32 protein-coding genes are annotated in these 26513 nt (G+C 69.9%); 20 read left to right on the top strand and 12 right to left on the bottom strand.

All coding sequences use genetic code 11. The annotated features are described in order from the left end of the window. Window positions 1-18: 18 nt before the first annotated feature. Window positions 19-375, top strand: coding sequence for an ArsC/Spx/MgsR family protein (locus OO71_RS14285; protein WP_033290402.1), 357 nt, complete (start codon window positions 19-21; stop codon window positions 373-375). On the opposite strand, the gene OO71_RS14280 is transcribed toward OO71_RS14285, so the two are convergent. Next, a complete protein-coding gene (locus OO71_RS14280; protein WP_033290237.1) occupies window positions 372-1283 on the bottom strand; it encodes an NADP-dependent oxidoreductase in 912 nt (303 codons plus the stop codon). The genes OO71_RS14285 and OO71_RS14280 overlap by 4 nt on opposite strands. An 88-nt stretch (window positions 1284-1371) precedes the next feature. On the opposite strand from OO71_RS14280, the gene OO71_RS14275 reads away from it, so the two are divergent. Further along, entirely contained in the window at window positions 1372-1833 is a 462-nt protein-coding gene (locus tag OO71_RS14275; RefSeq protein ID WP_033290236.1) for a MarR family winged helix-turn-helix transcriptional regulator, read from the top strand. Window positions 1834-1837: 4 nt separating this feature from the next. Here the strand turns inward: OO71_RS14275 and OO71_RS14270 are convergent, their stop codons facing one another. Next, a complete protein-coding gene (locus tag OO71_RS14270; RefSeq protein ID WP_245633665.1) occupies window positions 1838-2557 on the bottom strand; it encodes a sulfite exporter TauE/SafE family protein in 720 nt (239 codons plus the stop codon). 85 nt (window positions 2558-2642) lie between these two features. Here OO71_RS14270 and OO71_RS14265 point away from each other — a divergent pair, with 85 nt between their 5' ends. The 7 genes from OO71_RS14265 (at window position 2643) to OO71_RS14235 (ending at window position 8753) form a co-directional block, all read left to right on the top strand. After that, window positions 2643-3404 carry an AraC family transcriptional regulator gene (locus OO71_RS14265; protein ID WP_033290234.1) on the top strand — a complete coding sequence of 254 codons (762 nt, stop codon included), beginning with the start codon at window positions 2643-2645 and terminating at the stop codon, window positions 3402-3404. A gap of 73 nt (window positions 3405-3477) precedes the next feature. Beyond that, the gene (locus tag OO71_RS14260) at window positions 3478-4161 is read left to right on the top strand and encodes an alpha/beta fold hydrolase (RefSeq protein ID WP_033290233.1); all 684 of its coding nucleotides are present in this window, start codon (window positions 3478-3480) and stop codon (window positions 4159-4161) included. 82 nt (window positions 4162-4243) lie between these two features. Continuing rightward, window positions 4244-5740: a hypothetical protein gene (locus OO71_RS50060; RefSeq protein ID WP_156096295.1), complete on the top strand. Its 1497-nt coding sequence runs from the start codon at window positions 4244-4246 to the stop codon at window positions 5738-5740. 310 nt (window positions 5741-6050) lie between these two features. Further along, window positions 6051-6482: a hypothetical protein gene (locus tag OO71_RS14250; RefSeq protein ID WP_342669929.1), complete on the top strand. Its 432-nt coding sequence runs from the start codon at window positions 6051-6053 to the stop codon at window positions 6480-6482. Between the two features lie 10 nt (window positions 6483-6492). Then, window positions 6493-7554, top strand: a complete 1062-nt coding sequence (locus OO71_RS14245; protein ID WP_033290399.1) for a sensor histidine kinase — start codon at window positions 6493-6495, stop codon at window positions 7552-7554. Beyond that, window positions 7551-8159, top strand: coding sequence for a response regulator transcription factor (locus tag OO71_RS14240; RefSeq protein WP_033290232.1), 609 nt, complete (start codon window positions 7551-7553; stop codon window positions 8157-8159). Before OO71_RS14245 ends, OO71_RS14240 begins: the two co-directional genes overlap by 4 nt. A 57-nt stretch (window positions 8160-8216) precedes the next feature. Continuing rightward, window positions 8217-8753 carry a TetR/AcrR family transcriptional regulator gene (locus tag OO71_RS14235; protein ID WP_245633664.1) on the top strand — a complete coding sequence of 179 codons (537 nt, stop codon included), beginning with the start codon at window positions 8217-8219 and terminating at the stop codon, window positions 8751-8753. A gap of 154 nt (window positions 8754-8907) precedes the next feature. Here the strand turns inward: OO71_RS14235 and OO71_RS14230 are convergent, their stop codons facing one another. Next, complete coding sequence (locus tag OO71_RS14230; protein ID WP_033290230.1) at window positions 8908-9255, bottom strand: DUF5997 family protein; 348 nt, start codon at window positions 9253-9255, stop codon at window positions 8908-8910. 62 nt (window positions 9256-9317) lie between these two features. Between OO71_RS14230 and OO71_RS14225 the strand changes: the two genes are divergently transcribed. Both OO71_RS14225 and OO71_RS14220 read left to right on the top strand, forming a co-directional pair. Beyond that, on the top strand, window positions 9318-10031 hold the full coding sequence (locus OO71_RS14225) for a LysR family substrate-binding domain-containing protein (RefSeq protein WP_033290229.1): 714 nt from the start codon (window positions 9318-9320) through the stop codon (window positions 10029-10031). A gap of 18 nt (window positions 10032-10049) precedes the next feature. Continuing rightward, entirely contained in the window at window positions 10050-10844 is a 795-nt protein-coding gene (locus OO71_RS14220; protein ID WP_033290228.1) for an SDR family NAD(P)-dependent oxidoreductase, read from the top strand. A 57-nt stretch (window positions 10845-10901) separates the two neighbouring features. On the opposite strand, the gene OO71_RS14215 is transcribed toward OO71_RS14220, so the two are convergent. Next, window positions 10902-11786 (bottom strand): CPBP family intramembrane glutamic endopeptidase, encoded by an 885-nt coding sequence (locus OO71_RS14215; RefSeq protein ID WP_033290398.1) that lies wholly within the window; start codon window positions 11784-11786, stop codon window positions 10902-10904. Between the two features lie 67 nt (window positions 11787-11853). Next, on the bottom strand, window positions 11854-12054 hold the full coding sequence (locus tag OO71_RS14210) for a hypothetical protein (RefSeq protein WP_033290227.1): 201 nt from the start codon (window positions 12052-12054) through the stop codon (window positions 11854-11856). Between the two features lie 140 nt (window positions 12055-12194). Here OO71_RS14210 and OO71_RS14205 point away from each other — a divergent pair, with 140 nt between their 5' ends. Both OO71_RS14205 and OO71_RS14200 read left to right on the top strand, forming a co-directional pair. Then, window positions 12195-13442 carry a sensor histidine kinase gene (locus tag OO71_RS14205; RefSeq protein ID WP_033290397.1) on the top strand — a complete coding sequence of 416 codons (1248 nt, stop codon included), beginning with the start codon at window positions 12195-12197 and terminating at the stop codon, window positions 13440-13442. After that, entirely contained in the window at window positions 13430-14083 is a 654-nt protein-coding gene (locus tag OO71_RS14200) for a response regulator (RefSeq protein WP_033290226.1), read from the top strand. The genes OO71_RS14205 and OO71_RS14200 overlap by 13 nt, the downstream gene beginning before the upstream one ends. 66 nt (window positions 14084-14149) lie before the next feature. Here OO71_RS14200 and OO71_RS52935 read toward each other — a convergent pair whose 3' ends face one another. Further along, window positions 14150-14281, bottom strand: a complete 132-nt coding sequence (locus OO71_RS52935) for a hypothetical protein (protein WP_281178415.1) — start codon at window positions 14279-14281, stop codon at window positions 14150-14152. Beyond that, the gene (locus tag OO71_RS14195) at window positions 14278-14514 is read right to left on the bottom strand and encodes a hypothetical protein (protein WP_051791540.1); all 237 of its coding nucleotides are present in this window, start codon (window positions 14512-14514) and stop codon (window positions 14278-14280) included. The genes OO71_RS52935 and OO71_RS14195 overlap by 4 nt, the downstream gene beginning before the upstream one ends. 200 nt (window positions 14515-14714) lie before the next feature. Here OO71_RS14195 and OO71_RS14190 point away from each other — a divergent pair, with 200 nt between their 5' ends. Continuing rightward, window positions 14715-15395, top strand: coding sequence for a TetR/AcrR family transcriptional regulator (locus OO71_RS14190; protein ID WP_033290224.1), 681 nt, complete (start codon window positions 14715-14717; stop codon window positions 15393-15395). Window positions 15396-15666: 271 nt separating this feature from the next. On the opposite strand, the gene OO71_RS14185 is transcribed toward OO71_RS14190, so the two are convergent. Next, window positions 15667-16497 carry an SAM-dependent methyltransferase gene (locus OO71_RS14185; RefSeq protein ID WP_033290223.1) on the bottom strand — a complete coding sequence of 277 codons (831 nt, stop codon included), beginning with the start codon at window positions 16495-16497 and terminating at the stop codon, window positions 15667-15669. A 127-nt stretch (window positions 16498-16624) separates the two neighbouring features. Here OO71_RS14185 and OO71_RS14180 point away from each other — a divergent pair, with 127 nt between their 5' ends. Continuing rightward, window positions 16625-17074 carry a Fur family transcriptional regulator gene (locus OO71_RS14180; protein ID WP_425388676.1) on the top strand — a complete coding sequence of 150 codons (450 nt, stop codon included), beginning with the start codon at window positions 16625-16627 and terminating at the stop codon, window positions 17072-17074. Between the two features lie 31 nt (window positions 17075-17105). After that, window positions 17106-19337, top strand: a complete 2232-nt coding sequence (katG, locus tag OO71_RS14175) for a catalase/peroxidase HPI (protein WP_033290222.1) — start codon at window positions 17106-17108, stop codon at window positions 19335-19337. 67 nt (window positions 19338-19404) lie between these two features. Here the strand turns inward: katG and OO71_RS14170 are convergent, their stop codons facing one another. Beyond that, window positions 19405-20079, bottom strand: a complete 675-nt coding sequence (locus OO71_RS14170; RefSeq protein ID WP_033290221.1) for a TetR/AcrR family transcriptional regulator — start codon at window positions 20077-20079, stop codon at window positions 19405-19407. A gap of 160 nt (window positions 20080-20239) precedes the next feature. Here OO71_RS14170 and OO71_RS14165 point away from each other — a divergent pair, with 160 nt between their 5' ends. Then, window positions 20240-20878: a hypothetical protein gene (locus tag OO71_RS14165; protein ID WP_033290220.1), complete on the top strand. Its 639-nt coding sequence runs from the start codon at window positions 20240-20242 to the stop codon at window positions 20876-20878. Here the strand turns inward: OO71_RS14165 and OO71_RS14160 are convergent. The 3 genes from OO71_RS14160 to OO71_RS14150 are packed head-to-tail and all read right to left on the bottom strand — an operon-like array spanning window position 20875 to window position 24031. Further along, window positions 20875-22272: a sulfatase family protein gene (locus OO71_RS14160; RefSeq protein WP_033290219.1), complete on the bottom strand. Its 1398-nt coding sequence runs from the start codon at window positions 22270-22272 to the stop codon at window positions 20875-20877. The genes OO71_RS14165 and OO71_RS14160 overlap by 4 nt on opposite strands. Continuing rightward, the gene (locus tag OO71_RS14155; protein WP_033290218.1) at window positions 22269-23075 is read right to left on the bottom strand and encodes a ribokinase; all 807 of its coding nucleotides are present in this window, start codon (window positions 23073-23075) and stop codon (window positions 22269-22271) included. The genes OO71_RS14160 and OO71_RS14155 overlap by 4 nt, the downstream gene beginning before the upstream one ends. Beyond that, complete coding sequence (locus OO71_RS14150) at window positions 23072-24031, bottom strand: nucleoside hydrolase (protein ID WP_033290217.1); 960 nt, start codon at window positions 24029-24031, stop codon at window positions 23072-23074. Before OO71_RS14150 ends, OO71_RS14155 begins: the two co-directional genes overlap by 4 nt. A gap of 143 nt (window positions 24032-24174) precedes the next feature. On the opposite strand from OO71_RS14150, the gene OO71_RS14145 reads away from it, so the two are divergent. The 3 genes from OO71_RS14145 to OO71_RS14135 are packed head-to-tail and all read left to right on the top strand — an operon-like array spanning window position 24175 to window position 26491. Then, complete coding sequence (locus OO71_RS14145) at window positions 24175-25005, top strand: ABC transporter ATP-binding protein (RefSeq protein WP_211260522.1); 831 nt, start codon at window positions 24175-24177, stop codon at window positions 25003-25005. After that, on the top strand, window positions 25002-25748 hold the full coding sequence (locus OO71_RS14140; RefSeq protein WP_033290216.1) for an ABC transporter permease: 747 nt from the start codon (window positions 25002-25004) through the stop codon (window positions 25746-25748). The genes OO71_RS14145 and OO71_RS14140 overlap by 4 nt, the downstream gene beginning before the upstream one ends. Continuing rightward, entirely contained in the window at window positions 25745-26491 is a 747-nt protein-coding gene (locus tag OO71_RS14135; protein WP_051791539.1) for an ABC transporter permease, read from the top strand. Before OO71_RS14140 ends, OO71_RS14135 begins: the two co-directional genes overlap by 4 nt. Window positions 26492-26513 lie beyond the last annotated feature (22 nt).

Here is a 26513-nt window from a genome sequence, read left to right as displayed (position 1 = left end):
GCCGGTTATGCTGTGCGGGTGGAAATCTGGGTGAACCCGCGCTGTTCCAAATGCCGCTCGGCGGCGTCGATCCTCGACGAGGCAGGGGTGGAGTACACGGTCCGCCGTTACCTCGACGAACCGCCCACCGAAGCCGAACTCGCCGCGGTACTCGACCGGCTCGGCCTCGACCCGTGGGACATCACGCGCACCGGCGAGAAGATCGCCGGTGAACTCGCGATGAAATCCTGGCCCCGCACGGCTTCCGAGCGTTCGCGGTGGATTTCCGCGCTCGCTGCGCATCCGGAGCTGATCCAGCGTCCGATCATCACCGCGGACGACGGCACCACGGTGGTCGCCCGCGACGAGGAGACTGTGCGCTCCGTGCTCGATTAGGCCTGATCGAGCACCACCACGATCTTCCCCGGCTGGCTCTGCTGCGCGAGGGCGTGTGCCTCGGCAATGCTTGCCAGCGGAAGGGTTTGCGCGATCCGCGGGGTGTATTTGCCCGCTGCGCCGAGCTGTGCGGCGACCTCCAGCACGGCGGATTCGTTCGCCGCGTCCACTGCCTGAACACCCAGGTCACCGGCTCGCCGCGCGTCGGCCACCGTCGTCACGCGGCCCGGATCTCCGGCAATGGCCACGAGTTCGGCCAGTGAACCGGAACCGGCGGAGTCGAGGACCGCGTCGACCCCGCCGGGAGCCAGCGCGGACACCCGCTCGGTCAGGCCGCTGCCGTAGGTCGTCGGGATCACTCCGAGGTCGCGCAGAAAGCCTTGGTTGCGCTCGCTTGCCGTGCCGATCACGCGTGCGCCGCGGCTGAGCGCGACCACCGCGGCGGCGCTCCCGACCGCTCCGGCCGCGCCTTCGATCAGGAGTGTCTTACCCGCGAGGTCGCCGTGCGGGGCGAGGCCGCGGATGCCGGTGGTGGCCGCGAGTCCCGCGGCGGCGGCTTGTCCGTGGTCCCAGTTTCCGGGCTTCTTCGCCCACGACGTGAGCACGGAGAATTCCGCGGTGGTGTCGCTGACCCCGCCGAGCCCGAACACCAGGTCTCCCGCGGCGACCCCGGTGACGCCTTCGCCCACCTCGTCGACGACGCCCGCCGCGTCGCGCCCCGGGATCACCGGGAACTCGAGCGGGAGGGCCTCTTTCGCGAAACCGGCCCGCAGTTTCCAGTCGATCGGGTTCACGCTCGCCGCGACGGTGCGGATGCGGATTGCGCCCGCCGGAGCGTGCGGTTCGGGTGCGTCCTCGACGCGGAGGACGTCCGGATCGCCGTACTCGTGATATCGCGCTGCGCGCATGGTGCCCCTCGTTCCGTAGTTACTTGCCACGGAAAATAACGCTACCCGGTTTCATTTTCCGCGGCAAGTGATCTAGTACACTGGGACCATGGCGACGAACCGGGACGACCGCATCTGGGCACTTTTCGTCGGGGTGATGATGTGGCTCCCGGCGGAGCTCGACGCGCGGCTCGCCGCGGTCGCGAACCTCAGCCACGTGGAGTACCAGGTGCTGCGGTGGCTGTCGGTGCGCGAGGAAAAGGCGCTGTACATGGGGCAGCTGGCGGCGTCGGCGAGCATGACGCCGTCGCATCTTTCCCGCGTGGTGGCGCGGCTGGAGAAGCGTGGCTGGGTCGACCGTTCGCCCGATCCCGCGGACGGCCGGTACACGCTCGCCCGGCTCACCGACGCGGGGGCGCAGGTGGTGGCGGAGAACGAGGAGGTGTACCAGGCGGCGGTGCAGGAGCTGGTCTACGACCGGCTCGGCCCGGAGCAGGTCGCCCAGATCGGTGACATTTCCGAGCGGATTCTGGCTTATCTCAAGCCGGAATGCCTTGCCGCGCACGACTGACGGGTCACACCACGGCGACCAGCGCGGCCGCGAGCAGGGCCAGGTACGCGATCGCGTGTACCCGGTCCGGCATCCGATCGGCGAACCGGCGGACGATCGCGATCGTGGGCAGGGAACCGGCCAGGAGGGCGGCGGCTGCGCCCAAGTCCACGTAGGTGGCGTACACCGCGGTCGCGATCACTGCGACGGGCACGCTCAACGGGTTGGCCATCGCGGCGGCCTCGGCCATGGGGAGTCCCTTGCGGCGTAACAACGGCACCGTCATCACGCTGCCGCCGACGCCGAGGAAGCTTGCCACCGCGCCGATTCCGACCCCGCCGATGGTGGTGGTGAACGTGCTCAGGGGCTGTGGTTCTCCTTGGCTCAGGAATCCGCGGCGCGCGAGACTGTCCACAATGGTCACTGCCAGGTAGACGACGAACAGGATGCGCAGGAGGCTGTCGTCGGCTTTCGTGGCGGCTATTGCGCCGATCGCGGCTCCCACGGCGACGAACGCGGCGAGCGGCCAGAGGTAGTCGCGGCGGAGCCGTCCGGCGCGTGCTTGGACGGCGGTTGCGCTGACGGAGTTCACCGCCATCACCGCGGCAGACGTGGCGACGGCGACATGCATGGGGTCGCCGCGGCTCGTCACCGCCGCAACCACCGGCACGGTGACGAATCCGCCGCCGAAGCCGAACAACACGGTGGTCACGCCGCTGAGGCAGCCGAAAAGGAAGAGGATCACTGGGTCCAGGATAGGTCGCGGCGGCTGTGGCACGCATTCGAAGAATTGCCACCTTCTTTTGTGTTTCGGACATACCCTTGGCGGCATGCGCAACGTTCCACTCGACGACGTCGACGCCATCCCCCGCGCCGTGCTCGCGATCAGCACCGACTACCCGCCGGAGCACGTGCTGCCCCGGCATCGGCATCGACGGGCGCAGTTTCTTTACGGGGCCACGGGTTCCATGCGGGTCGAGACCGCCGACGGCACCTGGACCGTGCCGACGCGGCGCGCCGTGCTGATCCCGCCGGAGACCGACCACAGTGTCGTGATGACGAACGTGACCACGCGGAGCCTGTACCTGGAACCTGCTGCGGTGCCGTGGTTTCCGCGCCGCTGCCGGACGGTGGACGTCTCGCCACTGCTGCGGGAACTGGTGCGGGCGGCGGTGGACGTCGAGCCGGAGTACGCGCGCCGGGGCCGCGATGCCACGTTGGTTTCCCTGTTGTTGCACGAGATTTCCCGCTGTGTCCCGCTGCCGCTCGAACTGCCGTGGCCGCAGGACGAGGCCTTGCGTGCGCTGTGTCAGTCCTTTTCGGACGGTCCGGATGTCCACGATCCGCCGTCGCGGTGGGCGCGCGAGCTGCACGTCAGCGAGCGGACGCTGCATCGGCTGTTCCGAGCCGAAACGGGCTTGAGCTTCGCGCGCTGGCGGGAACGGGCGTGTGTACTGCACGCGTTGCCGCTGCTGGCTTCGGGCCGCGCGGTGTCGGATGTCGCGGTGACGCTCGGGTACGAAAGCCCGGCCGCCTTCACGACCATGTTCAGCCGTCTTCTGGGGATGCCGCCTCGCGCTTATCTTCCGTGATCCAAATCTCATGGTGGACAACTTGATTGCGCGCAATTTAGTTGTACTCTCGCTGTTGACCGAGGAGGAAGAAATGACTGCCACTGTTGTCCTGGTACACGGCGCGTTCGCGGATTCGTCCAGCTGGAACGGCGTGATCGAACGGCTTCGGCAAGCGGGTCACCCCGTGCTCGCCGTCGCGAACCCCCTGCGCGGGGTCAAGGAGGATGCGGCTTACGTACGTTCGGTGCTCTCGACTGTCGATGGGCCGGTCGTCCTGGTCGGCCATTCGTATGGCGGCTCGGTGATTTCGGCGGTGCACGCGCCGCAGGTGCAGGCGTTGGTGTACGTCGCAGGCTTCATCCCCGACGAGGGAGAAAGCGCAGGTCAGCTCGCGGCGAAGTACGCCGGCAGCACGCTGGGCGAGACGCTCGAGCAGGTACCGCTGCCGGATGGTGGCGCTGACCTGTACGTGCGGCAGGAGTTGTTCCACGAGCAATTCGCCGCGGACGTCCCGGCACCCCAGGCGGAACTGATGGCCGTCGGCCAGCGCCCGATCGTCGCGTCGGCCCTGGAGGAACCGGCACCGGCCCCGTCGTGGCGGAACGTTCCGGTGTACAGCCTGATCCCGGGCGCGGACAAGAACATCCCGCCGGAGTCACAGCAGTTCATGTCGGCACGAGCTGATGCGGAGGTCGTTTCGGTGCCGGGCGCTTCGCATGCGGTATTGGTCTCACAGCCAGGCCCGGTCGCCGACCTGATCCTGCGCGCCGCCTGACTCCCTTTGGTTCCGCTTCGTCATGGCTTGCTGGGGCCCGTTCACCCGTCATCCCGGCGCCGGGACCACTACGATCGCCGCCATGAGCACCTCAGGGGGTCCCACGGAGCAACCGGCCACGCCGAACCCGGAGGAGGGCACGACCCCACCGGGATGGCAACCACCGACGGCTGAAGCCGGGGCTGCGGATGCTGGGGCTGCGGCGCAGACGGTGGAGCAGTCGACGGTGGCGCGGAACCTGCAGCCGGGTGGGCAGGTGCCGGATGGTCAGGCGCAGCCGGGTGGGCAGCCCGGGCAGTCGGGCGCACAGTCGCAACCGAGTGGGCAGCCCGCGTTGCCGCAGCCGGGTGGTCAGGCGCCGGGCGGTCAGGCACCGCTGGGTGGGCAGGCACCGCTGGGTGGGCAGTCTGGGCCGCCGCAGCCGGGCGCGCAGTCGCAGGGTGGTCAGCCGCAGTCGGGTGATCAGACGCCGGGTGGGCAGGTGCAGCCGGGTGGGCAGTTCGGGCAGCCGCAGCAAGCGTGGCAGCCCGGGCTGCCACCGCAGGACCCGTCGCCGCAGGCGGGGCTGCCGTCCCAGTTCGGGCAGCCGGGACAGCAAGGTTATCCAGCACCGCAGGGTTATCCGGCCCAGCCGGGCGGCTCGGCCCCGCAGGGTTATCCAGCACCGCAGGGTTATTCGGCACAGCCGGGAGACTCGGCACCGCAGGGTTATCCGGCGCCGCAAGGCTATCCCGCTCAGCCGGGGCAGGCACCGTATCCCGCGCAGGCTCAGTATTCGGGCCAGCCGCCGTATTCCGGCGAGCCGCAGTATCCGGGCCAGCCGCCGCATTCGGGCCAGTCGCAGTATCCGGGCCAGCCGCCGTACTCTGGTCAGCCGCCCTACTCCGGCGGGGCAGGGCAAGCTCCGCCGCAGGCCGGTCAGCCGAGTTATCCAGCGAACCAGCCCGGTTACCCTGCTCAGCAAGCACATCCCGGGCAACCCGGCTATCCCGGGCAACCCGGCTTTCCCGGCCAGCCGCCTCCGACCGGGTACGGGGCGCCGAATCCCCAGCAGCCGCTGACCTCCGTCGGCATCGGGGCGATTCCGGTCGGGATCGGGGTCGTGCTGGAGATCGTCGCGTTGTTCATTCCGTGGATTACGTTCACGTCCGGGTCGCGGTCGGCGTCGTTGAGCTTCATCGACATTCTCACCAAGCTCACCGACGCCGCCTCCGGCTTTGCTGGGGCGTACGTACGGTTTCTGGCGTTCATTGTCATCGCCGCTACGCTTTTGTCCACTCTTCCGTGGGTGCTCGGCGCTTTGCGCACCAAGCGGTCGGCGTTCCTGCTCAGCGGGATCCGTACCCGGGAACTGACGCCGGCCAACTTCTGGTGGTACCGGACGGTCTTCGCCGGGCGCGCGACCGTCATGCTGATCATTCACGCCGCCGGCGTCGCGACCATGTTCTGGGACGATCTCTCCCAAATCGGGCTCGGCGCGTACCTGCTGCTGGCCGGGGCGGTGATCGTCGTCGCGGGGGCGGCGGTCGGGCCGCGGCTCAACGCGACTGCGCCGCCGCCGGGGATGCCCGGGTTCTGACAAATGTCACCGCGCACCGGTGTGCGGTGACACTACGGGCCGCGGCCGCTTCGCCCGACCATGGGACGGGTGAAGCGGTTCCGGATCCGCCGGGCCGCCGGTGGTCCGGAAAGGACAGTCATGAAACCGCGTCCCGTAAAGGTTTTCGAGCGGAGTGCCGGGCGCGCCTCAGATCGGATGGGCACCGGCCCGGGTGGCCAGCAAACCCCCAATCGGCAGGGCACTGGCCCGGTTGCCAAGCAAACCCCCGATCAGCAGGGCACCGGCCCGGTGACCGAACAACCCCCCGCTCGACAAAGCACCCTCCCGATTGCCGGGAGAACCGCAGCCCCGGCCACCAACCGCACCCGCGGCCTCGGCCACCGGGCCCAGCCGCACCCCCAGCCGCCACACAACCCTCCGTGCCATCCGCACCCTCACCGCCGCCTACCTGGCCCTCAGCATCCTCACCCTCGGCGTCGCCGTTCTCCTCCGTAACGACCACACCCTGGTCACCGACGTCGTCTGGGTGCGCGCCACCATCGTCGCGGTCAGCGCATGTCTCACGTTCGCCTTCGCCGTCAGCGCAGCCCGCGGGTCGCGGCGGGGGTTGTTGCGGCTCAGGATCGTCACGGCCATCATGACCGTCGCGATTGTCGTGATCGTCGTGATTCCCGGGTTTCTGCCGTCGTGGGTCCGGATCGAGCAAGGCGTTTGCGGGGCGCTGCTGCTGGCCGTCGTGGTATTGGCGAGCCGCAGGTAGGGTGTCCGAAGTGGACCGTGGCCCCGATTCCGACGCTCAGCGCTGGGTACTGGGCTGGCGTCGCCTCGTGCTGGATGCCGGACTCCTCGTCTACCCCCTCATCGTCCTCACCCAGATCGCGTGGCAGCCGGTCGCCGTAGCGCTCCTGGTGGCGTTCTGCGGGGCCTACATCGCCGCCGCATTTGCCGCGTACGCGTTCCGGGGGCGCCTCTTCTGGGTGCTCACCGGGGTGCTTACCGTCCTCTTCGCTGCCGTCCTGCCGATTGCCCACGCGGATGCGTTCTACCTGCTCACCGTCGTCGTTTCCGTTGCTGCGCCGCGGCTTCCGCGCGGCGGGATCGCGGTGATCGTGGCCTCGGTGGCCGCTACCATCGTCGTGCCCTGGGCGGTCTGGCACACCGACCCGGGCTGGGGGCAAGCCGCCGCGATGGTGTTCACCGTGCTCGTGGTCGTCGCGTTCGCGGAGGCATTGCGGGCAAACCGGGCGTTGGTGCAGGCTCGCGCGGAGGTCCAGCGGCTCGCCGCGGACGCCGAGCGCTCCCGGATTTCCCGCGACCTCCACGATCTCCTCGGGCATTCGCTCACCGCCATCACGGTGAAGAGCAATCTCGCCCGCCGGCTGGCGGCGAAGGGGGACGAGCGGGTCGTCGACGAGATCGGGGAGGTCGAGCAACTGTCGCGGCAGGCGCTCGCGGACGTGCGGGCGGCGGTGTCCGGCTACCGCGACGTGACGCTCGCCGGTGAACTCGCGCGCGGACGGGAACTGTTGCGGGCAGCGGGAATCACCGCCGACCTGCCGACTGCCGCGGACGGGCCGCACCAGGAGTTGTTCGGCTGGGTCGTGCGCGAGGGGCTCACGAACGTCGTCCGGCATTCGCGGGCCACGTCCTGCACGGTGACGGTTTCCGGGACCGCCGTGGAGGTCCGCGACGACGGGATCGGCGCCGCCGCGGGCCAGGGCAACGGACTTTCCGGGCTGCGCGACCGCGTGACCTCTGCAGACGGGCGGATGGAGGCCGGTCCGATCCGGCCGCGCGGATGGCGGCTCAAGGTCACCGTGGGGGAGCAATGACGATCCGGCTGTTGCTGGCCGACGACCAAGCCCTGGTCCGGCAGGCATTGAGCGCGCTACTGGAACTGGAGGACGACTTCACCGTGGTCGCCGAGGTCGGCCGCGGTGACGAGGTGGTGGCCGCGGCCCGCGAGCACGGTCCGGACGTCGCCCTGCTCGACATCGAAATGCCCGGTCTGGACGGTCTCGCCGCGGCCGCGGTGCTCGCCGAGCAGGTGCCGGATTGCCGCGTCGTCGTGCTGACCACCTTCGGCCGCGCGGGTTACCTCCGCCGCGCGATGGAAGCGGGTGCGGTGGGTTTCGTCGTGAAGGACGCGCCCGCGGAAGCGCTCGCCGACGCGATCCGCCGGGTGGTACGCGGCGAACGCGTGGTGGACCCGGCGCTCGCGGTCGCCACCCTCGCGGCGGGCGAATCTCCGCTCACCGCAAGGGAAAGGGACGTGCTGATCGCCGCTCGGTCTGGTGCGTCGGTCGCGGAAATCGCGGGAAGCCTGTACCTGTCGGAAGGAACCGTCCGCAACTACCTCTCCGGCGCGATCGCGAAAACGGGTACCCGCAACCGGATGGAAGCCCTGCGCGTCGCGGACGACCGGGGCTGGCTCTGACCTGCTTCCTGATAAACTGGGGAGGCACCCCGTTTACCGAGCGGAAGGATCCCCGAGGTGAAGCCGTTACGCGCGGACGCCCAGCGCAACTACCAGCGGATCCTCGACGTGGCCGCGGAGGCCTTCGCGCAGCACGGCGCGGACGCCTCGCTGGAGGACATCGCCCGGCGCGCCGGCGTGGGTTCGGCCACGCTGCACCGGCATTTCGCGTCCCGGCACGCGTTGCTGCGGGCGGTGTTCCGCGAGGAGGTGGAGGTGCTCTGCCGGCGGGCCCAGGAGCACGCCGACGATCCCGACCCCGGGCAGGCGCTCGCCACCTGGCTGCGTGACCTGGGGGTTTACGCGTCGACCACACGCGGCCTCGCGGCGTTGCTGCGGGACTCCGGCCAGGAGGACGACGACTGCCACGTGCTGATCGCCGAGGCGGGCGGGGTCCTGCTCGACCGCGCGCAGAAAGCGGGGACGGTACGGGCCGGGGTCGCGATCGGCGACCTGCTCACGCTCGTCAACGCGATTTCCCTGGTCACCGAGGAGAACGCGGACACCGACGAGACGAACCGGCTGCTGGACCTGGCCATCGACGGGATCCACTAGCCGTCACGTCCCTCGCCGGGTCCAGCAGGTGGGAAATGCCGACCTGCGAACCGGAAGGCAGCGCGTCGAGGTACGTGCGCATGATTTCGGCCGGGCGGTGCCGGTAGCAGCGTCGTGACGAACAGCAGGGCCGGGGCCGGTCCGGAGTGGACGGTCAGCCGGTCTTGTCGGCCTTGAGCCGCGAGGCTTCCCGGCGGACGTCGGCCTGCGTGTCGCGCTCGCGCCGCAGCCAGTCCGGGTTGTCCGCTTTGAGGGCTTCGATCTGCTCGGTGGTGAGCGCTTCGGTGACGCCGCCGCGGGCGAGGCCGCCGATCGAGACCCCCAGCTTCGCCGCGACCACCGGACGCGGGTGCGGACCGTTGCGGCGCAGGTCACGCAGCCATTCCGGCGGGTCGGCCTGCAGGGCGTTCAGCTCGTCGCGCGACACCGCACCGGCCTGGAACTCGGCGGGGGTGGCTTCGAGGTAGACGCCCAGCTTCTTGGCCGCCGTGGCCGGCTTCATGGTCTGGGGAGTCTTCATGCCCACCAGGGTAACCGGGGCGGTCGCGCCGGTAGCCTGGCCCGGTGACAGGAGCGGACCAGCCCACGGCGTTCCGGCTCGCCTACGTCCCGGGCGCGACCCCGGCGAAGTGGGTGCGGATCTGGGGCGAACGCGAACCGGGGGTGCCGCTCGACCTGGTCGCGGTCACCGCCGCCGAGGCCGCGGACCTCGTGCGCGCGGGTGCCGCCGAGGCCGCGTTGCTGCGCCTGCCGATCGACCGGACCGGGCTGCACGCGATCCCGCTCTACACCGAGACCACGGTCGTCGTCGTCCCGAAGGACCACCTCCTCGCGGCTGCCGACGAAGTGTCCATTGAGGACCTCGCGGACGACGTCGTGCTGCACCCGCTCGACGACACCCTCGGCTGGCAGCCGCCCGGCCGTCCCGCGCTCGAACGCCCGGAAACCACCGGGGACGCCATCGAGCTGGTGGCCGCGGGGGTCGGCCTGCTCGTGGTACCGCAGTCGCTGGCGCGGTTGCATCATCGGCGTGACCTGACGTATCGCCCGGTCGTCGATGCGCCGCAGTCGCAGGTGGCGTTGTCGTGGCAGGAGGACCAGACCACGGCGCTGGTGGAGCAGTTGATCGGGATCGTCCGTGGCCGCACGGTGAACAGCACCCGCGGGCAGCAGGAGGCGCGGGCGAAAGGCGTAAAACCGCAGGTGAAACCGACGGCAAAACCAGGAAGGGCCCGCCGTCCGGCGCCGAAGCCCGGCAAGCCGCGCCGTCGTCGCTGATCGGGAAGGGAAGCACACGTGGACCTCGGTCTTCAGGGCAAATGCGCAGTGGTCACCGGGGCGAGCCGGGGCATCGGGCTGGCGGTGGCCGACGTGCTCGCGGCCGAAGGCGCCGACGTTGCGCTCGTCGCCCGGGACGCGGAAAGCCTTGCCACGGCGGCAGAACGCGTCGGCCGGTACGGGACGAAGGTCGTCACGATTCCCACTGACACCACGGACAACGCGGCCGTCACGGCGATGGCGCAGCGGGTCGCCACGGAATTCGGCGCGGCCGACGTGCTCGTCAACTGCGCGGCCCCGTCGTCGAGCGGGGTACGGACGCCGCTACAGGACCTGCGGGACGAAGACTTGCGCACCGAGATCGAGACGAAAGTGCTCGGGTACCTGCGTTGTGCGCGGGCGCTCGCGCCGGGGATGCGGGACCGCGGCTGGGGCCGGATCGTGAACGTCAGCGGGCTCAACGCGCGGCTGTCCGGGTCCACCTTCGGCTCGATCCGGAACGTCGCCGTCGCCGCGATGACGAAGAATCTCGCCGACGAGCTGGGTCCTGACGGGATCACCGTCACCGTCGTGCATCCGGGGCAGACCGTCACCGAGCGGACGCCGGAGAAGTTCGCCGCGATGGCGCAGGACCGCGGGATTCCGGTGGCCGAGGTGGAACGCGGAATCGTCGCCGGGGTGAGCATCGGCCGCCTGGTCACGGCGGCCGAGGTCGCCGACGTCATCGCGTTCCTGGCTTCCCCGCGCAGTGCCGCGATCAACGGGGACGCCATCGCGGTGGGCGGTGGCGTCCCCGGTGCTATTCATTACTGAGCAGGGCAAGGAGAAAGCCGTGGCGCCCCCGACGGTCCGCCACGGCTTTCCGGCTGATCAGGCCCTCGCGAGCGCCGGCTCCGGCGTACGGCCGCGGTACCCGAGCCGCCCCTTGGTCCCGATGACCACGGCCACCGCCGCCACCACGAAGCCGATGAACAGCACGTGCTCGCCGAGGCGCGGGTCGACGCCGGGGAAGAGCTCCGACCAGGCGATGGACATGTAGTTGTTGATCCCGGCGTGCAGCAGGAGCGCGATCGGGAGGCTTTCGCCGCTGCGGTTGAACACCCAGGTCATCACGAAGCTGATGGCGATTGCGGTGCCGATGAACTCGAGGACGGCCACCACGGAGGTGTTCGGCCAGTGCCCCCATTCGGTGAGGAAGAGCGGCAGGTGCCAGATGCCCCAGATCGGGCCGAGGATCATGGTGCCGCGCAGTGCGCCGTACTTCGGCTGCAGGTGGGGGAGCGCGAAGTCACGCCAGCCCGGCTCCTCGGCGAGACCGGTGGTGATCACCTGCAGGACGAGACCCACCGCCCAGGCGATGATCAGCGAGACGGCCGGGGCCTGGAAGGTACCCGCGAAGGGCACGGTCGCCACCGTCACGATGACCGGCATGGCGAGCAGCGCGACCGCGTACCAGCGCCAGTTCACGCGCCAGCGCAGGAGCCGGCTGGCCCAGCGGCGCAGGCCCGGCCTGCCCTCGCCGAGCGCGGTGACCACGAAGGCGGCGACGAGCGGGCCGAGGTAGGCACCCGGCAGCATGCCGAGGATCTGGGACGTGCCGAGCACCTTCGGGAAGGAGAAATGGAGGATGCCGAGGCCGTTGTCGGAGAGCACGTAGGGCAGCCACGCGAGCCAGCTCAGCGTGATTGCGAGGGTGAAGAAGCTCGAGATCGGACGCCGGCCGATGAAAGCGCGGAGCGAGGGAGTGGTCGTCATGGCTGTCTTCCTGGTCGTGGTGTCGAAGGTCCGCACGGTCATTGGGGGGTCCGTTGTGGACAGCGGGTCAGCGGTGCTTGCGGTAGTTGGCGATGAGTGCGATGCCGGCGGCGAGGGTGACCACGCCGAAGACGATGCTGACGGCGACGTTCAGGCCGAGTGCCGAGGTGACGGCGTTGCCGCCGGCGCTCAGGACCAGCACGCCCCACAGCAGTGGGCGGGTGTTGCTCGGTTCGGTGGCGGGCTGTTGCGGAGTCGGTTTCGTCATGCCGCTAACGCTACGAATCCGCAGGCCCCGCGCCGATCCCGTGCGCGGGAGAATTAGAGGTACAGCAGGCTGTACTTTCGCGCTGTGCGATGTCGGCGCGGGCGTCCCCTCGGCTAGGGTTCCGCGGCATGGGAGGTGCCATGTCAGCCGACGGTGAACCGCGGCCGCGACCCTGGACGGCGCGGGCCAGGGCCGCCCTCGACGCGCTGGAACACCTCGTCGGCGGGATCGGCACCGCGGTGCTGGCGCTGGTGGCGCTGGTCGGCGTGTGCGTGGTCGCGGTGCTGTGTCTCGTCGGCGTTGGGCTCGTGCTCGCGCGGCCGATGCTGAGCTTCGTGCACGCGGTCGCCGACCGCGAGCGGATCCGGCTCACCGCCTGGAAACCGGACGTGATCAGCCCCGGCCCCGGCCCGGCCCGGCTGGGGGCCGCGCTGCGCGACCGCGCGACCCAGCGTGAGCTGCTGTGGGTGCTGGTGCACGGTCCGGCGAGTTTCACGCTCGGGTTCGTCGCGCTGACGATGGTGCTCAACACCGTGCGGGACGGGCTTTTCCCGCTCTACTGGTACCTGTTGCCGCCGGATGATGCCACGGCGTCGCTCGGGTGGCCGGTGCACAACCTGGTCGGCGCGTTTTCGGTGTCGCTGCTCGGCGTTGCCTGGGTTTTCCTGTCGGTCGCGCTGCTGCCGGCGATGGCCCGGCTGCAGGCGCTGGCCGGACGGCGGCTGCTGCCCGCGGGCTCGGACGCCGACGTCGCCCTGCGCATCGCCCACCTCACCGCCACCCGGGCCGCCGCGCTCGACGCGCATTCCATCGAGCTGCGGCGGATCGAACGCGCTTTGCACGACGGCACGCAGAACCGGCTGGTCGCGGTGAACGTACTAGTGGGTGCGGCGCGGCGGGCGGCGGCCCGCGGGTCGGCCGACGTCGACGAAATCCTCGGCCGGGCACAGGACGCCACCGAGGCGGCGCTTGCCGAGCTTCGTGCCGTGGTACGCAGTATTCTGCCGCCCGTGCTGGCCGACCGGAGCCTCGCCGACGCGCTCACCGCACTTGCCGCCGGCTGCCCGGTGCCGTGCACGATCGACGCGGAACTGCCCGGCCGTTACGCCGCTTCGGTGGAGGCTTCGGTGTATTTCGTGGTTGCCGAGGCGCTCACGAATGTCGCGAAGCACAGCGGTGCCCGCAGTGTCCACGTGGTATTGCGCCGCCACGAGGACATGCTGCACGTCCGGATCACCGACGACGGCCACGGGGGCGCGGTCGAAACCGGTGGTTCGGGACTCGGCGGGATCCGCCGCCGGGTCGAAGCGCTCGACGGAACCTTCTCGCTGGTGAGCCCCGCCGGCGGACCGACCACCCTGACTGTGAGCCTGCCATGCGGATTGTGATCGCCGAGGACGACCCATTGCTGCGCGAGGGACTCGCGCTGCTGCTGCGCGCAGAGGGTCTCGACGTGGTCGCCACCACCGACAACCCGGACGATTTCCTTGCTGCGGTGGACAAATACGAGCCGGACACGGCCGTCGTCGACGTGCGGATGCCGCCGACGAACACCGACGAGGGCATCGTCGCGGCCGTGGAAGCGCGGCGCCGCCGCCCGGGGCTCGCAGTGCTGGTGCTGTCGGCGTACGTGGAACAGGCCTTCGCGACGGAACTGCTGGGCGGCGGCAGCGCGCGGCTCGGTTACCTGCTGAAGGAACGCGTCGGCCGGGTCACCGAGTTCATGGAGGCGCTCAACCGCGTGGCGTCCGGCGGTACGGCCATCGACCCGGAAGTGGTGGCCCAGCTGCTCACCCGCACTCGCGCGGATTCGGGACTGGAACGGCTCAGCCCGCGGGAACGGGACGTGCTCGCGCTGATGGCGGAAGGCCTCGGCAACGGCGCGATCGCGGAACGCCTGGTCGTGACCGATGGTGCGGTGCACAAACACATCCGCAGCATTTTCTCGAAGCTGGACCTTCCCCCGGACGACCGCGCAGACCGCCGGGTGACGGCCGTGCTGCGGTATCTGGACGAGGCTCGCCGCTGACTTCGTACCCGGGCATGGCAATACCGCGCCGGTCTTGCCGGACCGGCGCGTGACACCGGGGGCGAGCTACTTGCCCTGGCCCCGGCGCTGGTCGTCGGCGGACGGCTTCTTCGGCACGTCCTCCTCCGTCCACACGACGCCCGACTCCGCGACCACCCCGTCGAAAATCGGGGTGGCCGTGGACTGGTCGGCGGTCACGGTGCGCGCACCACGTCGATGATCGCGTCGGCCGCGATCCACTGCGGGTCTGCGTCCCGTGCCTGTCCGTCGACCTGGACCGGGACCCACGTGACTGCCGTGCCTTCGTCCACCACCGGGTTGCCGGTGACCACCCCGCGCCGGCAGAGCTGCCGCCTGCCGGTGTGCTTGCCGACCAGGTAGGTGACCCGGTGGCCGGTGGAAAGTTCCGGCCGGTGCTGTTCGCCGTCCATGCGTTCCTCCCTGCACGCCACCCGTGTGGGCGACGCTCGCTCCACCGACGCGACTCGCTCCCCGCGTGCCGATGACGCACTCCCCGCCGGTGATCCGGGTCACATCGACGCAACCCGGGTACCCACGGTCATCCCTCACCACACAAAGTAACAGGTACAGCGGCGTATCCGGTACCTGACCCGGCGATACACTCGCGCGGATGACGTCGTCAGGTACTCCGCCCGACGGCCGGGCCACGCGGTGGGCGGGGCAGCGGGAACGCCGGCGCCGGGAGTTCGTGGAAGCCGGGATGCGGGCGATCGCGCGGTACGGGCCGGAGGTGTCCACCGAGCAGATCGCCGACGAGGCCGGCGTTGCTCGCACGCGCATTTACAAGCACTTCTCCGACACTGCGGACCTTCAGCGGGCGATTGCGCTGCGGGCGGCGGAAATGATCGGGGCACAGTTCGCGCCGTTGTGGGGAGTTTCGGGGACGCCGCGGGAAATGGTGCAGGCGACTATTGGTGCGCATATCGGCTGGTTGTCCGAGCATCGGGCGTTGTATCAGTATTTGATGCGGCAGTCGGTTACCGGGCCGCGGGATGTGGTTGCCGATGTCAAGGCGGCTATTGCCCGGCAGTTGACGGTGTTGTTCGAGTACTACCTGGGGTTGTTCGGGGCGGATCAGCGGGTGGCGGAGACCATCGCGTATGGGCTGGTGGGGCTGGTGGAGTCCAGCACGGCACACTGGCTGGACGCGCCTGGGGGGTTTGACCGGGGGGAGTTGAGCGATCTTCTGGGGCGGTGGGTGTGGTCGATTCTGGACGACACTTTGCGATCGGTGGGGATTGTGTTGAATCCGGATTCGCCGTTGTCGGAGTTGGATTTCCGTCGGTTGTGAATGTTGCGTTTGGGGCACCCCGAAGCCGGGATTGTGACTACGGCCCGAGGGGGCTTGTCAAGGCGGGAAAGATGCCTTGACAAGCCCCCTCGGGCCGTGTTTCGGCTTCGTATCGGGGTGCAGGGCCGGGTCTGGGTGCCCGGGGCCGCTGGATGCACGGGTGCGGCTCGGGTGGGTGGTGAAGGGCTGTGAAGGTCCGTGAAGGGAACCATGAGGGAATCTGATTCCGTGATGGTTCCCTTCACGGACTTCTGGCGGCTGGTGAAAAGAGTCAGGCCTTGCGGCCTACGCCGCCTGCGATGCATTCCTGGACCTGGTTCAACGGGGTGTAGCGGGGGCCGTCCGGCCACCAGTCTTCGCAGAGGACCAGGCCTGGGTCCACCAGTTCCGTGTTGCCGAACATGTGCGCGATCTGGTCCTCGGTGCGGAAGAGGCCGCTGCCCATGGGGCTGTGGGTGAACTTGTCTTCCATGCGGCGCGCGATTTCGCTGTGTTCCGGGGTCTGCGGGTCCATGAAGTGGGCGATCACCACGAACGAACCGGACGGCAGGGCGTCCACATAGGTCTGCATCAGTTCTTCGTAGTCGTCGCCCAGATAGTGGTGCAGGGTTCCGTTCTGCAGCAACGCGATCGGCTGGGTCCAGTCAAGGAACTCGCGTGCGGTTTCGTTCTGCAGGACCTGCTCGGGCTTGAAGATGTCCGCGTCGATGAAGCGCGTGTTCTCGTTCTCCTCGAGCAGGGCGCGGCCGTGGGCGAGCACCACCGGGTCGTTGTCCACGTACAGCACGCGGGCCTCGGGGATGATCCGCTGCACCACCTGGTGCGTGTTCTCCGCCGTGGGCAGGCCGGAACCGCAATCCAGGTACTGGGTGACCTTGCCCTGGGTGGCGAGGAAGCGGCAGGCGCGGATGAGGAAGTTGCGGTTCGCCCACGCCAGGTCGTTGACCTCGGGCGCGACGGTGGCCACCTGCTCCAGCACGCGGCGGTCGATCTCGTAGTTGTTCGTGCCGTTCAGCGCTGCGTCGTACACCCGGGCGATGCTCGCGCGCGTGGTGTCGACCCCGACGGGGTGCGAGCTGGGTGATTCGACGGCCTCGGACATACTGGCGTCACCTCGGGTGTGTCGTGCGTCTCCTGGGTCTACTCACCGTAGCGCGACCGCGCTGTCAAGCGACCGCCAGGCGGAGGACAACCGGACCGGGTGACAGATTCTTGATTCATTCCAGAAAATGCGGCAGACTCCGGGTGTGCCGACGACCTCGGAATTCGAAGCGATGCTGCGTGGTGTGCAGCTGCGGGTCACGCGCCCTCGGGTGGCCGTGCTCGCGGCGGTGCACACCCATTCGCATGTGGACACGGAGTCCGTCATCGGCATGGTGCGCGCGGACCTCGGCGAGGTTTCCCACCAGGCCGTGTACGACGTGCTGCGCGCGCTCACCGACTCCGGGCTGCTGCGGCGCATCCAGCCGCCCGGTTCGGTCGCGCGGTACGAGGCCCGGGTCGGGGACAACCACCACCACGTCGTGTGCCGCACGTGCGGTGCCATCGAAGATGTCGACTGCGCGGTCGGCGACGCACCCTGCCTGACCGCTGCCCAGACCCACGGTTTCGTCATCGACGAGGCCGAGGTCGTCTACTGGGGCCGATGCCCCGGTTGTTCCGCCGCGCTCAGTTCCTGAGCTAAAGATTCGATTCCCGGAAGGATTTCTGTTGTCCGAGACGCCTGACGCCGCTGCCGGCGAGACGAACGTGGGGTGCCCGGTTTCGGCCGGACGCATGGGCTACCCGTCCGAGGGGGCCGCCAACCGTGACTGGTGGCCCAACCAGCTCAACCTGAAGATCCTCCGCAAGCACGCGCCCGCGGCGGACCCGATGGACGGGGATTTCGACTACGCCAAGGAGTTCCGGAGCGTCGACCTGGACGAGCTCACCCGGGACGTCGACGCGCTGCTCACCACCAACCAGGACTGGTGGCCCGCGGACTTCGGCCACTACGGCCCGCTGATGGTCCGGATGGCCTGGCACAGCGCGGGTACCTACCGGATCGACGACGGCCGCGGCGGGGCCGGCGGTGGCCAGCAGCGGTTCGCGCCGCTCAACAGCTGGCCGGACAACGTCGGCCTGGACAAGGCGCGCCGCCTGCTGTGGCCGGTGAAGAAGAAGTACGGCAAGAAGATCTCGTGGGCCGACCTGATGGTGTTCGCGGGCAACCGTGCGCTCGAGACGATGGGCTTCAAGACCTTCGGCTTCGGTGGCGGCCGCGCCGACGTATGGGAGCCGGACGAGGACATCTACTGGGGCCCGGAGCGCACCTGGCTCGGTGACGAGCGGTACAAGGGCGACCGCGAGCTCGACAACCCGCTCGCTGCGGTCCAGATGGGTCTCATCTACGTGAACCCGGAAGGCCCGAACGGCAACCCGGACCCGATCGCGTCCGCGCGCGACATCCGCGAGACGTTCGCCCGGATGGCGATGAACGACGAGGAAACCGTCGCGCTGATCGCCGGTGGCCACACCTTCGGCAAGACGCACGGTGCGGCGGACCCGGACGTGCACGTCGGCCCGGTGCCCGAAGCCGCCCCGATCGAGCAGATGGGCCTCGGCTGGAAGAACGGCTTCGGCAGCGGCAAGGGCCGCGACCAGGTCGGCAGCGGGCTGGAGGTCACCTGGACCCCGACGCCGACCAAGTGGAGCAACTGGTTCTTCCACAACCTCTTCACCTACGAGTGGGAGCTCACCCAGAGCCCCGCGGGTGCGCACCAGTGGAAGCCGAAGAACAACGCGGCCGCGGGCACCGTTCCGGACCCGGAGACCGGTGACCTCAACCGCGCGCCGAGCATGCTCACCTCCGACCTGGCGCTGCGCCTCGACCCGATCTACGGACCGATCTCGCGCCGGTTCTACGAGAACCCGGACCAGTTCGCGGACGCGTTCGCCAGGGCCTGGTTCAAGCTCACCCACCGCGACATGGGCCCGATCCAGCGCTACCTCGGCCCGCTGGTGCCGCAGGAGGAGCTGATCTGGCAGGACCCGGTGCCCGCGGTCGACCACGAGCTGGTCACCGACGCCGATGTCGCCGGCCTCAAGGCGAAGATCCTCGAGTCGGGGCTTTCGGTGGCACAGCTGGTGTCCACGGCGTGGGCGTCGGCGTCGAGCTACCGGCACAGCGACAAGCGCGGTGGCGCGAACGGGGCCCGCATCCGGCTCGAGCCGCAGCGCGGCTGGGAGGTCAACGAGCCCGACGAGCTGGCCCAGGTGCTGCGCACGCTGGAGGGCGTCCAGGAGGCGTTCAACAGCGCGCAGAGTGGCGGCAAGAAGATCTCGCTCGCCGACCTGATCGTGCTGGCCGGGGTGGCCGGGGTCGAGAAGGCGGCGAAGGACGGTGGCGTCGCCGTCACGGTGCCGTTCTCGCCGGGCCGCACGGACGCGTCGCAGGAGCAGACGGACGCGGATTCGTTCGCGCCGCTCGAACCTGCGGCCGACGGCTTCCGCAACTACCGCGGCAAGGCCAACCCGCTGCCGTCGGAGTACCTGCTGGTGGACAAGGCGAACCTGCTCAACCTGAGCGCGCCGGAGCTCGCCGTGCTGGTCGGCGGCCTGCGCGTGCTGGGCGCGAACTACCAGAAGTCGGCACAGGGTGTCCTCACCGACCGGCCGGGCACGCTCACCAACGACTTCTTCGTGAACCTGCTCGACCTGAACACGGAGTGGAAGCCGGTGGAGGGCGAAGGCCCGCACGCGGAGACCTTCGAGGGCCGCGACCTCGCCACCGGCGCGGTCAAGTGGACCGGTACCCGCAACGACCTGGTGTTCGGCTCGAACTCCGAACTGCGCGCCGTCGCCGAGGTCTACGGCAGCGACGACGCCAAGGAGAAGTTCGTGCGTGACTTCGTGGCCGCGTGGCACAAGGTCATGAACAACGACCGGTACGACCTGGTCTGATTTTGCTTGTCCGTGAAGGGAACCATCAGGGAATCTGATTCCGTGATGGTTCCCTTCACGGACGTTTTCAGTCCGGTAGCGGGATGGTGCGGGCGCCGCTCAACAGGGTGTCGATCAGCCATCGCGAGCGGGATTCCCCGGTGCCCGACATCAGTTCGGCGCGGACGGCGGCGATGTGCGGGTGGGTGTCCGCGGAGATCGTGCGGACGGTTTCGGCCAGTGCGTCGTGCTTGCGGTCGGCGTCGGGGTGCGTGCGGCGGGTGCCGTGTTCGACCGCGTTCGCGGTGGCGACCAGGAGCAGCAGGTCGACCGACCACGCCGCCGGTCCGGCCGGAACGCCCGCACCGGCGAGCAGGCCGAGCACGGTGTCGACGATCGTGAGGTAGTTCGGGCCGTTCAGGGGCGACACGAGGGCCACCCGGGCGAGGCCGGGGTGCTGGTACAGCACGTCGCGGTAGGCGGACAGGACTGTCCACAAGCGCGTCCGCCAGTCGCCGTCGAGGGAGAGTGCGGCGACTTCGCCGAGGAGTTCGTCGAGTACGGCGGCGTGGAGTTCGTCGGTATCGCGGACGTAGACATAGAGCGACGCCGGGCCGGTGTCCAGCTCTTTCGCCAGCTGCCGCATGGTGACCCGCTCGGCGCCTTCGCGGCGGACGACGTCGAGCGCGGCTGCGACGATGCTCTCGCGGCTCAACGCCGGCTTGGCGGGACGCTCCCGGCGGTTGTAGCCACGCACAGTCATCCGCCTATCGTAAGCGAACACGTTCGGGTGGTCGTGACCTTGGCTGATGGTGCACGCGTACACGCTGAGTGCCCGTTTGTCCCCCGGTGTCCGGCGTTCGGGAACAGCCCACGCGAGGATGGCGTCCCGGCCGGTAACCGAATGTTGTGGGGAGGATCCGATGGTTGCGTTCCCGAAGACGCGCCCGTTCGCCGTCGCGGCGGCGGTCGCCGGCGGGGCCGTCGTGGTGACCGGTTGCGGTGGCGGCGCTCCGGTGCCGGGCAGCCCGGTGCAGGCGCCGATTTCGACATCCGTTGCGCCGACGGCCACGTCGGTCCCGCAGTCGTCGAGGACCTCGCCGTCCCCGGCCGGCCAGCGCGAAACGGAGTCGCACGAGGCCCCGCCGCGAGCCAAGCCGGTCGGCTGGTGCGCTGCCCGGGACGTGAAGATCACCGCGTCGGAACTGGTCTCCCCCTCGTCGGACTCGCGCCTGTTTTCGCTGACGTTCCAAGGGAAATCCGCCGAGGGCTGCATGATCGGCGGCACCGTGAGCGACGTGAGTTTCGCCGCCTCGGGCACCCCGGTCCCGGTGGAAATCGGCGGCGGCCAGGACCCGGAATACACCGAGTTCCGCTTGGTGGACGGCCGGGAGGTGGTGGTGTACATCTGGACCGAGACCGGTGACGGCGCATTGCGGCCAACGGACATCCGCTTCACCTTGCCGGGCAAGGGCACCAAGGGGGACACGGTTTCGGTCCGCTGGCAGGGTCCGTTCGACGGTCCGATCCGGATGACGAACCTGGTCGCACCAGTCGGTTAACCGGGCCCGTGGCTCCGGGCGAGATCGGGCCGCACGTGGGTGTCCATCATTTCCCGTACGACGTCGGCATACCCGGGATCGGCGTGCACGTCGTGGTCCTCGTCCGGATCGCGCTGGAGATCGAACAACTGCACCGGCGTGCGCGTTTGCTCGTCGACGACGAGTTTGCAGTCCCGCGTCCGCCACATACCGAACGTTTCGCACTCGCTGCGTACCACGTCGCGGATCGGCCGGAGATCACCCGAGACGGCGGGGAGCAGGCTGCGTCCGTCGGCGTCGGGCAGCGGCGGCGCGCCCGCCAGTTCGGCCAGCGTGGCGGAAAGATCGAGGTGCTCGACGAGTTCGTCGTACCGGATCGGGGACTGCCCGCCCGGCGGCCGGATGATCAGTGGCACGCGGACCGACGGCTCGTGGAACAGCCATTTCGTGAACATCCGGTGCTCGCCGAGCATTTCCCCGTGGTCGCTGCTGTAGACGATCCACGTGTTCGCCAGGTCCGGCCGGGCGGCCAGCGCGTCGACGATCGCGCCGATCCAGTGGTCGATCATCGTGACGGCGCCGTAGTAATGCCTGCGTACGCGGCGGATCACGTCGAGGTCGACGGTTTCGCTGGTGCAGTACCGGCGGATCGCGTCGACGTAGCGGCCGAAATCGCCGGTCGCGGGCTCCGGCGGGGTGAGGGAACGCGGCAGCGGGATCTCCGCCGGGTCGTAGCGATCGGTGTACTCGGCGGGCGCGTCCCACGGATCGTGCGGACCGGGGAAGCCGGCCCAGAGGAAGAACGGCTCCGTTCCGCGGTAGTCCCGGATCCAGTCGGCGGTCCGCCTGCCGACCCAGGCGTCCGGATGGGCGTCGGCGGGCAGCGGCGCCGGATCGGTCGTCCAGTGCGGGACGCGATCGCCGGGAGCGCCGTGGTGCGGGTCGCGTTCGGCGAGGAACTCCCGGTACCCGGCCAGCAGGCCGCGTTCCTCAAGCTCCTCGGTGTAGGCCGAGGTGCCGCCGATGACGCCGTACTTGCCGAGTATCTCGTATGCCTCGGAGAAACCGTGCTGCCGCATGGTTTCCCGGCCGTCGCGGACATCGGGTGGGTACCGGTAGAGGTGCATCTTCCCGATTGCGGTGGTCCGGTATCCGGCGTCCCGGATGCGTTGCACGACGGTCGGCAGTTCGCCGGTTTGCTGCCACCGGTTGTCGCGTACCCCGTGCTCGCTCACGTAGCGTTCGGTGAGCAGCGACGCTCTCGCCGGTACACACAACGGTCCTTGGCAATATGCGTGGCCGAAGGTGGTGCCCTCGGCGCTGAGCGCGTCGAGCGCGGGGGTCTGGATCGCGCCGCCCCAGGCGTCGGCGTTGTGCTGGTCGCTCAGGATCCAGAGAATGTTGGGCCGGGTCATGCGTTTCCTTTCGGCTCCGGTGGCTGGGCTCCGTGCCACGTGCAGGCGCGCGCACCTGCGTCGACTGCGGCCTGCAATGCTTCGGCGTCGCCGCAACCCGCAGCCAGCGCCGCGGCGAGTGCCCCGGCGAAGCTGTCCCCGGCGCCGGTCGTGTCCACGACCTCGACCTTCGGCGGTCGTGCAGTGTGCGCGCCCCAGCGAGCACCGGCCGGTCCGAGCGTGACGCATGCCGCGCAAGGTCCGAGCGCGGCGAGTTCGTGTTCGTTGACGATCACCGGGTCGGCAAGGTCGAGCAGCCGCTCGGGTACCGCACCGGCAGGCGAGGCGTTGAGGACCACCCGCACCCCCGCTGCCGCCGCGATTTCGGCGGCCCGGACGGCGGCGTCGAGCGGAATTTCCAGCTGGACAAGCAGAACCACGGCGGATTCGATGACGGCCGCTGCTTTGTCCATATCGGACGGTTGCACTGCCGCATTGGCTCCGGGGTGGACGATGATGCTGTTCTCCCCGGCCTCGTCCACGGTGATGTGCGCGGTACCGGTCGGTACTCCGGCGGTGGCGAGCGTGTGGGTCACGTCCACGCCGTGGCGCCGCAGCCCGGAGAGTTCGGCGTCGGCGCCGACCCGGCCGAGCAGGTGCACGCGCGCACCGGCACGAGCGGCGGCCACCGCCTGGTTGGCGCCCTTGCCGCCGGGGGAGACCCGCAAACCGTGGCCCAGCACGGTTTCCCCCGGGCGCGGATGGGCCTGCACGAGCACCACCCGGTCGACGTTCACCGAACCGGCCACCACCACACCGGTCATCCGGTCACCCCGAGCAGGGTGTCCACGAAGAGCCTGCCGTACCCGGGTCCGTCGACTTCCAGCGCGACGTCGACCAGTGGCGCGCCGGTTCCGGCCAGCCCGTGGATTTCCTGCTCACCGGGCTGCGCGCGCCGGTCCACGACCGTTTGCCCGCGCGTGCGTCCCGGCGCCAGTTCGACGTGGACCGGGAACCTTCCGGTGACCAGTCCGTCCGGATGCAGCAGCGAGCACACCGCGCCCGCGTCGCCGAGCGGCGCGCCACCGGCGGGGACGCGCGGCTCCCCGTTGCCCAGCGCGTGCTGCAGGAGCCGGGTTGCGAGGTCCGCGGCCGGATTTCCCGCCGCAGCAAGCTTCTCGCGGCCGATGCTGTCGACGGCCGGCTGGTAGAAGACGTCGAGCCCGTACATCGTCACCGGCACGCCCGCGTCGAGGACGATTGCGGCGGCCTCGGGGTCGTGCCAGGTGTTGAACTCCGCGACCGGGCTCGCGTTCCCGACGCCCGCGCTGCCGCCCATGACGACGATCCGCGCCAGCTGCCGGGCCAGGTCCGGGTAGGTGCGCACGAACAGGGCGACGTTCGTGAGCGGGGCCAGCGCCACCAAGGTCAGCCGGTCTTCGGCCGCGGTGACGACGTCTCGCAGCAGTTCGACCGCGTGCCGCGGGTCCGGCCTGCGGGCGGGATCGGGTAACCCCAAATCGGCCAGGCCGTCTTTGCCGTGCACGTGACCGGCGTCGTGCGGCTCGGCGATCAGCGGGCGGCGGGCCCCCGCGGCCACCGGAAGATCGGGTGCCCCGGCTGCGTCGAGCACGTTCAGGGTGTTGCGCACCACCTGGTCGAGCGAGGCGTTGCCGCGCACGCACGTCACCGCGCGGACGGTCAGTTCCGGGTGCCGCACAGCGAGTAGCAGGGCGAGGGCGTCGTCCACCCCGGTGTCCACGTCGAGCACTAAATCCATCCGGCACCTTCCGTTCCCGTCTTGACCCCGGTCCTCCCGGCGGTCAGTATGACATGAGATTGGACCTTTGGCTCTCTGATGGCTTGGAGGACGGCGATGGACGGCATCCCCGCGGCACCCGGTCCCACGGACGGAGCAGTCCGGTGAACGGCGCGGTGGCCGAGACCCGCGGCGACCCCCGGGCTGGCCGGGGCACCGCCACCGGCATTCGCGCCGACGGTGCCGAGAAGGTTTTCCCGCTGGGGCGCGGGAAATCGGTCCGCGCGCTGGCGCCGGTCGACCTCGACGTCGCGTCCGGCGAGTTCGTGAGCCTGCTCGGCCCGTCCGGCTGCGGCAAGACCACGCTGCTGCGGCTCATCGCCGGGCTCGAGACGCCGACCGACGGCACGGTCTCGGTGGGGGAGCGTTCGCCCGCCGAAATGGTGCGGGCCCACCGGGTCGGGTATTGCTTCCAGGAGCACGCCCTGCTGCCGTGGGCGAGCGTGCAAGAGAACATCGCGCTGCCGTTCCGGCTGGCGAAACGGCCGGTGGACCCGGCCCGCGTGGCCGAACTGGTCGAGATGATCGGCCTTGCCGGGTTCGAAAAAGCCCGTCCCAAACAGCTTTCCGGCGGGATGCGCCAGCGGGTCGCGATTGCGCGGGCGCTGGTGCTCGACCCGGACGTCCTGCTGCTGGACGAGCCGTTCGGTGCACTCGACGAGATCACCCGCCGCCGGATGAACCTCGAGCTCGCCCGGATCTGGCAGGCGACCGGGGTGACCACGGTGCTGGTGACGCACTCCATCGACGAGGCGATCCTGCTGTCGGACCGGATCGTGGTGATGTCGGCCCGTCCCGGGCGGGTGCACGCCGTGGTGCCGGTGCCGGCGAGCCGTCCGCGTTCCGCCGAAAGCCTGCAGGAGCCCGAAAGCGCACAGCTCGCCCGGCAGCTGACCGGTCTGCTGGACGCACCGGGCGGGAGCGACGAGCCGTGACCGGCGTGCGGACCGGCGCGCAGGTGGCGGCGGGTGCGGTGATCCTCGTCGTGGCCTGGCAGCTGATCGGCGCGTCCGGCTTGCTGGGTCCCGGATTCCCGTCGCTGACCAGTGTGCTGGCGCGGTATTTCGAAGAGGGCTCCGGGGAATTGTTCGGCAGCGCGCTGTCGGCCACCGCGTTGTCGGCGTTGGGCGCCTTCACGATCGGCGCGGGCGGCGGGCTGGTGATCGCTGCGCTCCGGCAGGCGATCGTGGGGGTGCGCGACGGGCTCGACCGGCTCGCGGTGACGGCACACGCCATCCCGCACATCGGGGTTGCGCCGGTGCTGGTGGTCACGATCGGCCGCACGGAAGCGCCGTTGGTGCTCGGTGCGATCGCCGCGTACTTCCCGGCGTACGTCGCCGCGACCCGCGCGTTCGGCACCGCCGGTACCGGCCTGCGGGACCTTTTCACGGTGTTCGGCAGTGGCCGGTCCACCCGGTTTCTCCGCCTGTACCTACCCGCCGCAGTGCCGGGATTGTGCGATGCACTGCGGCTGGCCGCGCCGGGGGCGGTGCTGGGCACGGTGCTCGGCGAATGGTTCGGCGCGCCGGACGGGATCGGCCTGATCATCGTCAGCTCGGCGCAGAATTTCCAGATCGACCAGCTGTGGGCCGCGGCGGTGCTGGCGACGTCGATGGCGCTGGCCGGTTACGGGCTTTTCTCGCTGCTGCAGGTCATCGCACGGAGGCGGTTCACATGAACCTGGTCGGTCGATTTGCCCGCCGCTGGTGGCTCGTCCTCGCCGTGGTCGCGATCTGGCAGCTGGTGTCGGCTCTCGGCGCGGTGAACCCGTTGCTGGTACCCGCGCCCGCTCAGCTGCTCGGCCGGCTCGGCGAGGAACCGGCGAAGTTCCTGCTTCCGTTGCTGCACACGGTCGGCACCGCGGCCATCGGGCTGGCGCTGGGGGTGGGCGCCGGGCTCGTGGTGGCGTCGTGCGTGTGGGCGTCCCCGTTCGCCCGCAACGTGATCACGCCGCTGGCGGTGGTGATCCGGTCGGTGCCGTTCGTGGCGCTGATCCCGGTGCTGAGCCGGCTCATCGGCTACAGCGACCGGTCGGCGTGGCTGATCTGCGGACTGGTCAGCTTCTTCCCGACGTTCGTCCTCGTCAGCTCGGGCCTGCGGGACATCCCGGCGAACGGCGACGATCTGTTCTCCGTCAACGGCGCCTCCCGGTGGGCGCACTACCGGCGGCTGGCGCTGCCCGCCTGCCTGCCCGCGCTGGCGACCTCGATCCGGGTGGCAGCGGCGTCCTCGATCGCGGCCGCCCTGGTCGCCGAGTTCCTGATGGGCACGCCCGGCCTCGCCCTGGTGCTGACCGAGGGGCTCGACTCGTTCGACATCCCGGCTGTCTGGGTCGGTTCGGCCTGCGCCGCGGCGGTGGGAATCGCCGCGTACCTGCTGGCCGGCTGGCTCGAAACCACCGTCGTCAAGCGGTTCACCTGAAACTTTCCGGCAAGGAGCAATG

The sequence above is a fragment of the Amycolatopsis jejuensis genome (assembly GCF_000717335.1).
In the GTDB taxonomy this organism is placed as follows: Bacteria; Actinomycetota; Actinomycetes; order Mycobacteriales; family Pseudonocardiaceae; genus Amycolatopsis; species Amycolatopsis jejuensis.
This window is presented reverse-complemented; position numbering and strand designations above follow the sequence as displayed.

Coding starts and splice junctions, on each gene's coding strand:
- OO71_RS14280 (WP_033290237.1), bottom strand. CDS start 1,283: ATGCGCGCAGCGCGATATCACGAGTACGGCGATCCGGACGTCCTCCGC.
- OO71_RS14275 (WP_033290236.1), top strand. CDS start 1,372: ATGGCGACGAACCGGGACGACCGCATCTGGGCACTTTTCGTCGGGGTG.
- OO71_RS14265 (WP_033290234.1), top strand. CDS start 2,643: ATGCGCAACGTTCCACTCGACGACGTCGACGCCATCCCCCGCGCCGTG.
- OO71_RS14260 (WP_033290233.1), top strand. CDS start 3,478: ATGACTGCCACTGTTGTCCTGGTACACGGCGCGTTCGCGGATTCGTCC.
- OO71_RS50060 (WP_156096295.1), top strand. CDS start 4,244: ATGAGCACCTCAGGGGGTCCCACGGAGCAACCGGCCACGCCGAACCCG.
- OO71_RS14240 (WP_033290232.1), top strand. CDS start 7,551: ATGACGATCCGGCTGTTGCTGGCCGACGACCAAGCCCTGGTCCGGCAG.
- OO71_RS14230 (WP_033290230.1), bottom strand. CDS start 9,255: ATGAAGCCGGCCACGGCGGCCAAGAAGCTGGGCGTCTACCTCGAAGCC.
- OO71_RS14215 (WP_033290398.1), bottom strand. CDS start 11,786: ATGACGACCACTCCCTCGCTCCGCGCTTTCATCGGCCGGCGTCCGATC.
- OO71_RS14210 (WP_033290227.1), bottom strand. CDS start 12,054: ATGACGAAACCGACTCCGCAACAGCCCGCCACCGAACCGAGCAACACC.
- OO71_RS14205 (WP_033290397.1), top strand. CDS start 12,195: ATGTCAGCCGACGGTGAACCGCGGCCGCGACCCTGGACGGCGCGGGCC.
- OO71_RS14200 (WP_033290226.1), top strand. CDS start 13,430: ATGCGGATTGTGATCGCCGAGGACGACCCATTGCTGCGCGAGGGACTC.
- OO71_RS14195 (WP_051791540.1), bottom strand. CDS start 14,514: ATGGACGGCGAACAGCACCGGCCGGAACTTTCCACCGGCCACCGGGTC.
- OO71_RS14190 (WP_033290224.1), top strand. CDS start 14,715: ATGACGTCGTCAGGTACTCCGCCCGACGGCCGGGCCACGCGGTGGGCG.
- OO71_RS14185 (WP_033290223.1), bottom strand. CDS start 16,497: ATGTCCGAGGCCGTCGAATCACCCAGCTCGCACCCCGTCGGGGTCGAC.
- OO71_RS14180 (WP_425388676.1), top strand. CDS start 16,625: ATGCGGCAGACTCCGGGTGTGCCGACGACCTCGGAATTCGAAGCGATG.
- OO71_RS14170 (WP_033290221.1), bottom strand. CDS start 20,079: ATGACTGTGCGTGGCTACAACCGCCGGGAGCGTCCCGCCAAGCCGGCG.
- OO71_RS14165 (WP_033290220.1), top strand. CDS start 20,240: ATGGTTGCGTTCCCGAAGACGCGCCCGTTCGCCGTCGCGGCGGCGGTC.
- OO71_RS14160 (WP_033290219.1), bottom strand. CDS start 22,272: ATGACCCGGCCCAACATTCTCTGGATCCTGAGCGACCAGCACAACGCC.
- OO71_RS14155 (WP_033290218.1), bottom strand. CDS start 23,075: ATGACCGGTGTGGTGGTGGCCGGTTCGGTGAACGTCGACCGGGTGGTG.
- OO71_RS14150 (WP_033290217.1), bottom strand. CDS start 24,031: ATGGATTTAGTGCTCGACGTGGACACCGGGGTGGACGACGCCCTCGCC.
- OO71_RS14135 (WP_051791539.1), top strand. CDS start 25,745: ATGAACCTGGTCGGTCGATTTGCCCGCCGCTGGTGGCTCGTCCTCGCC.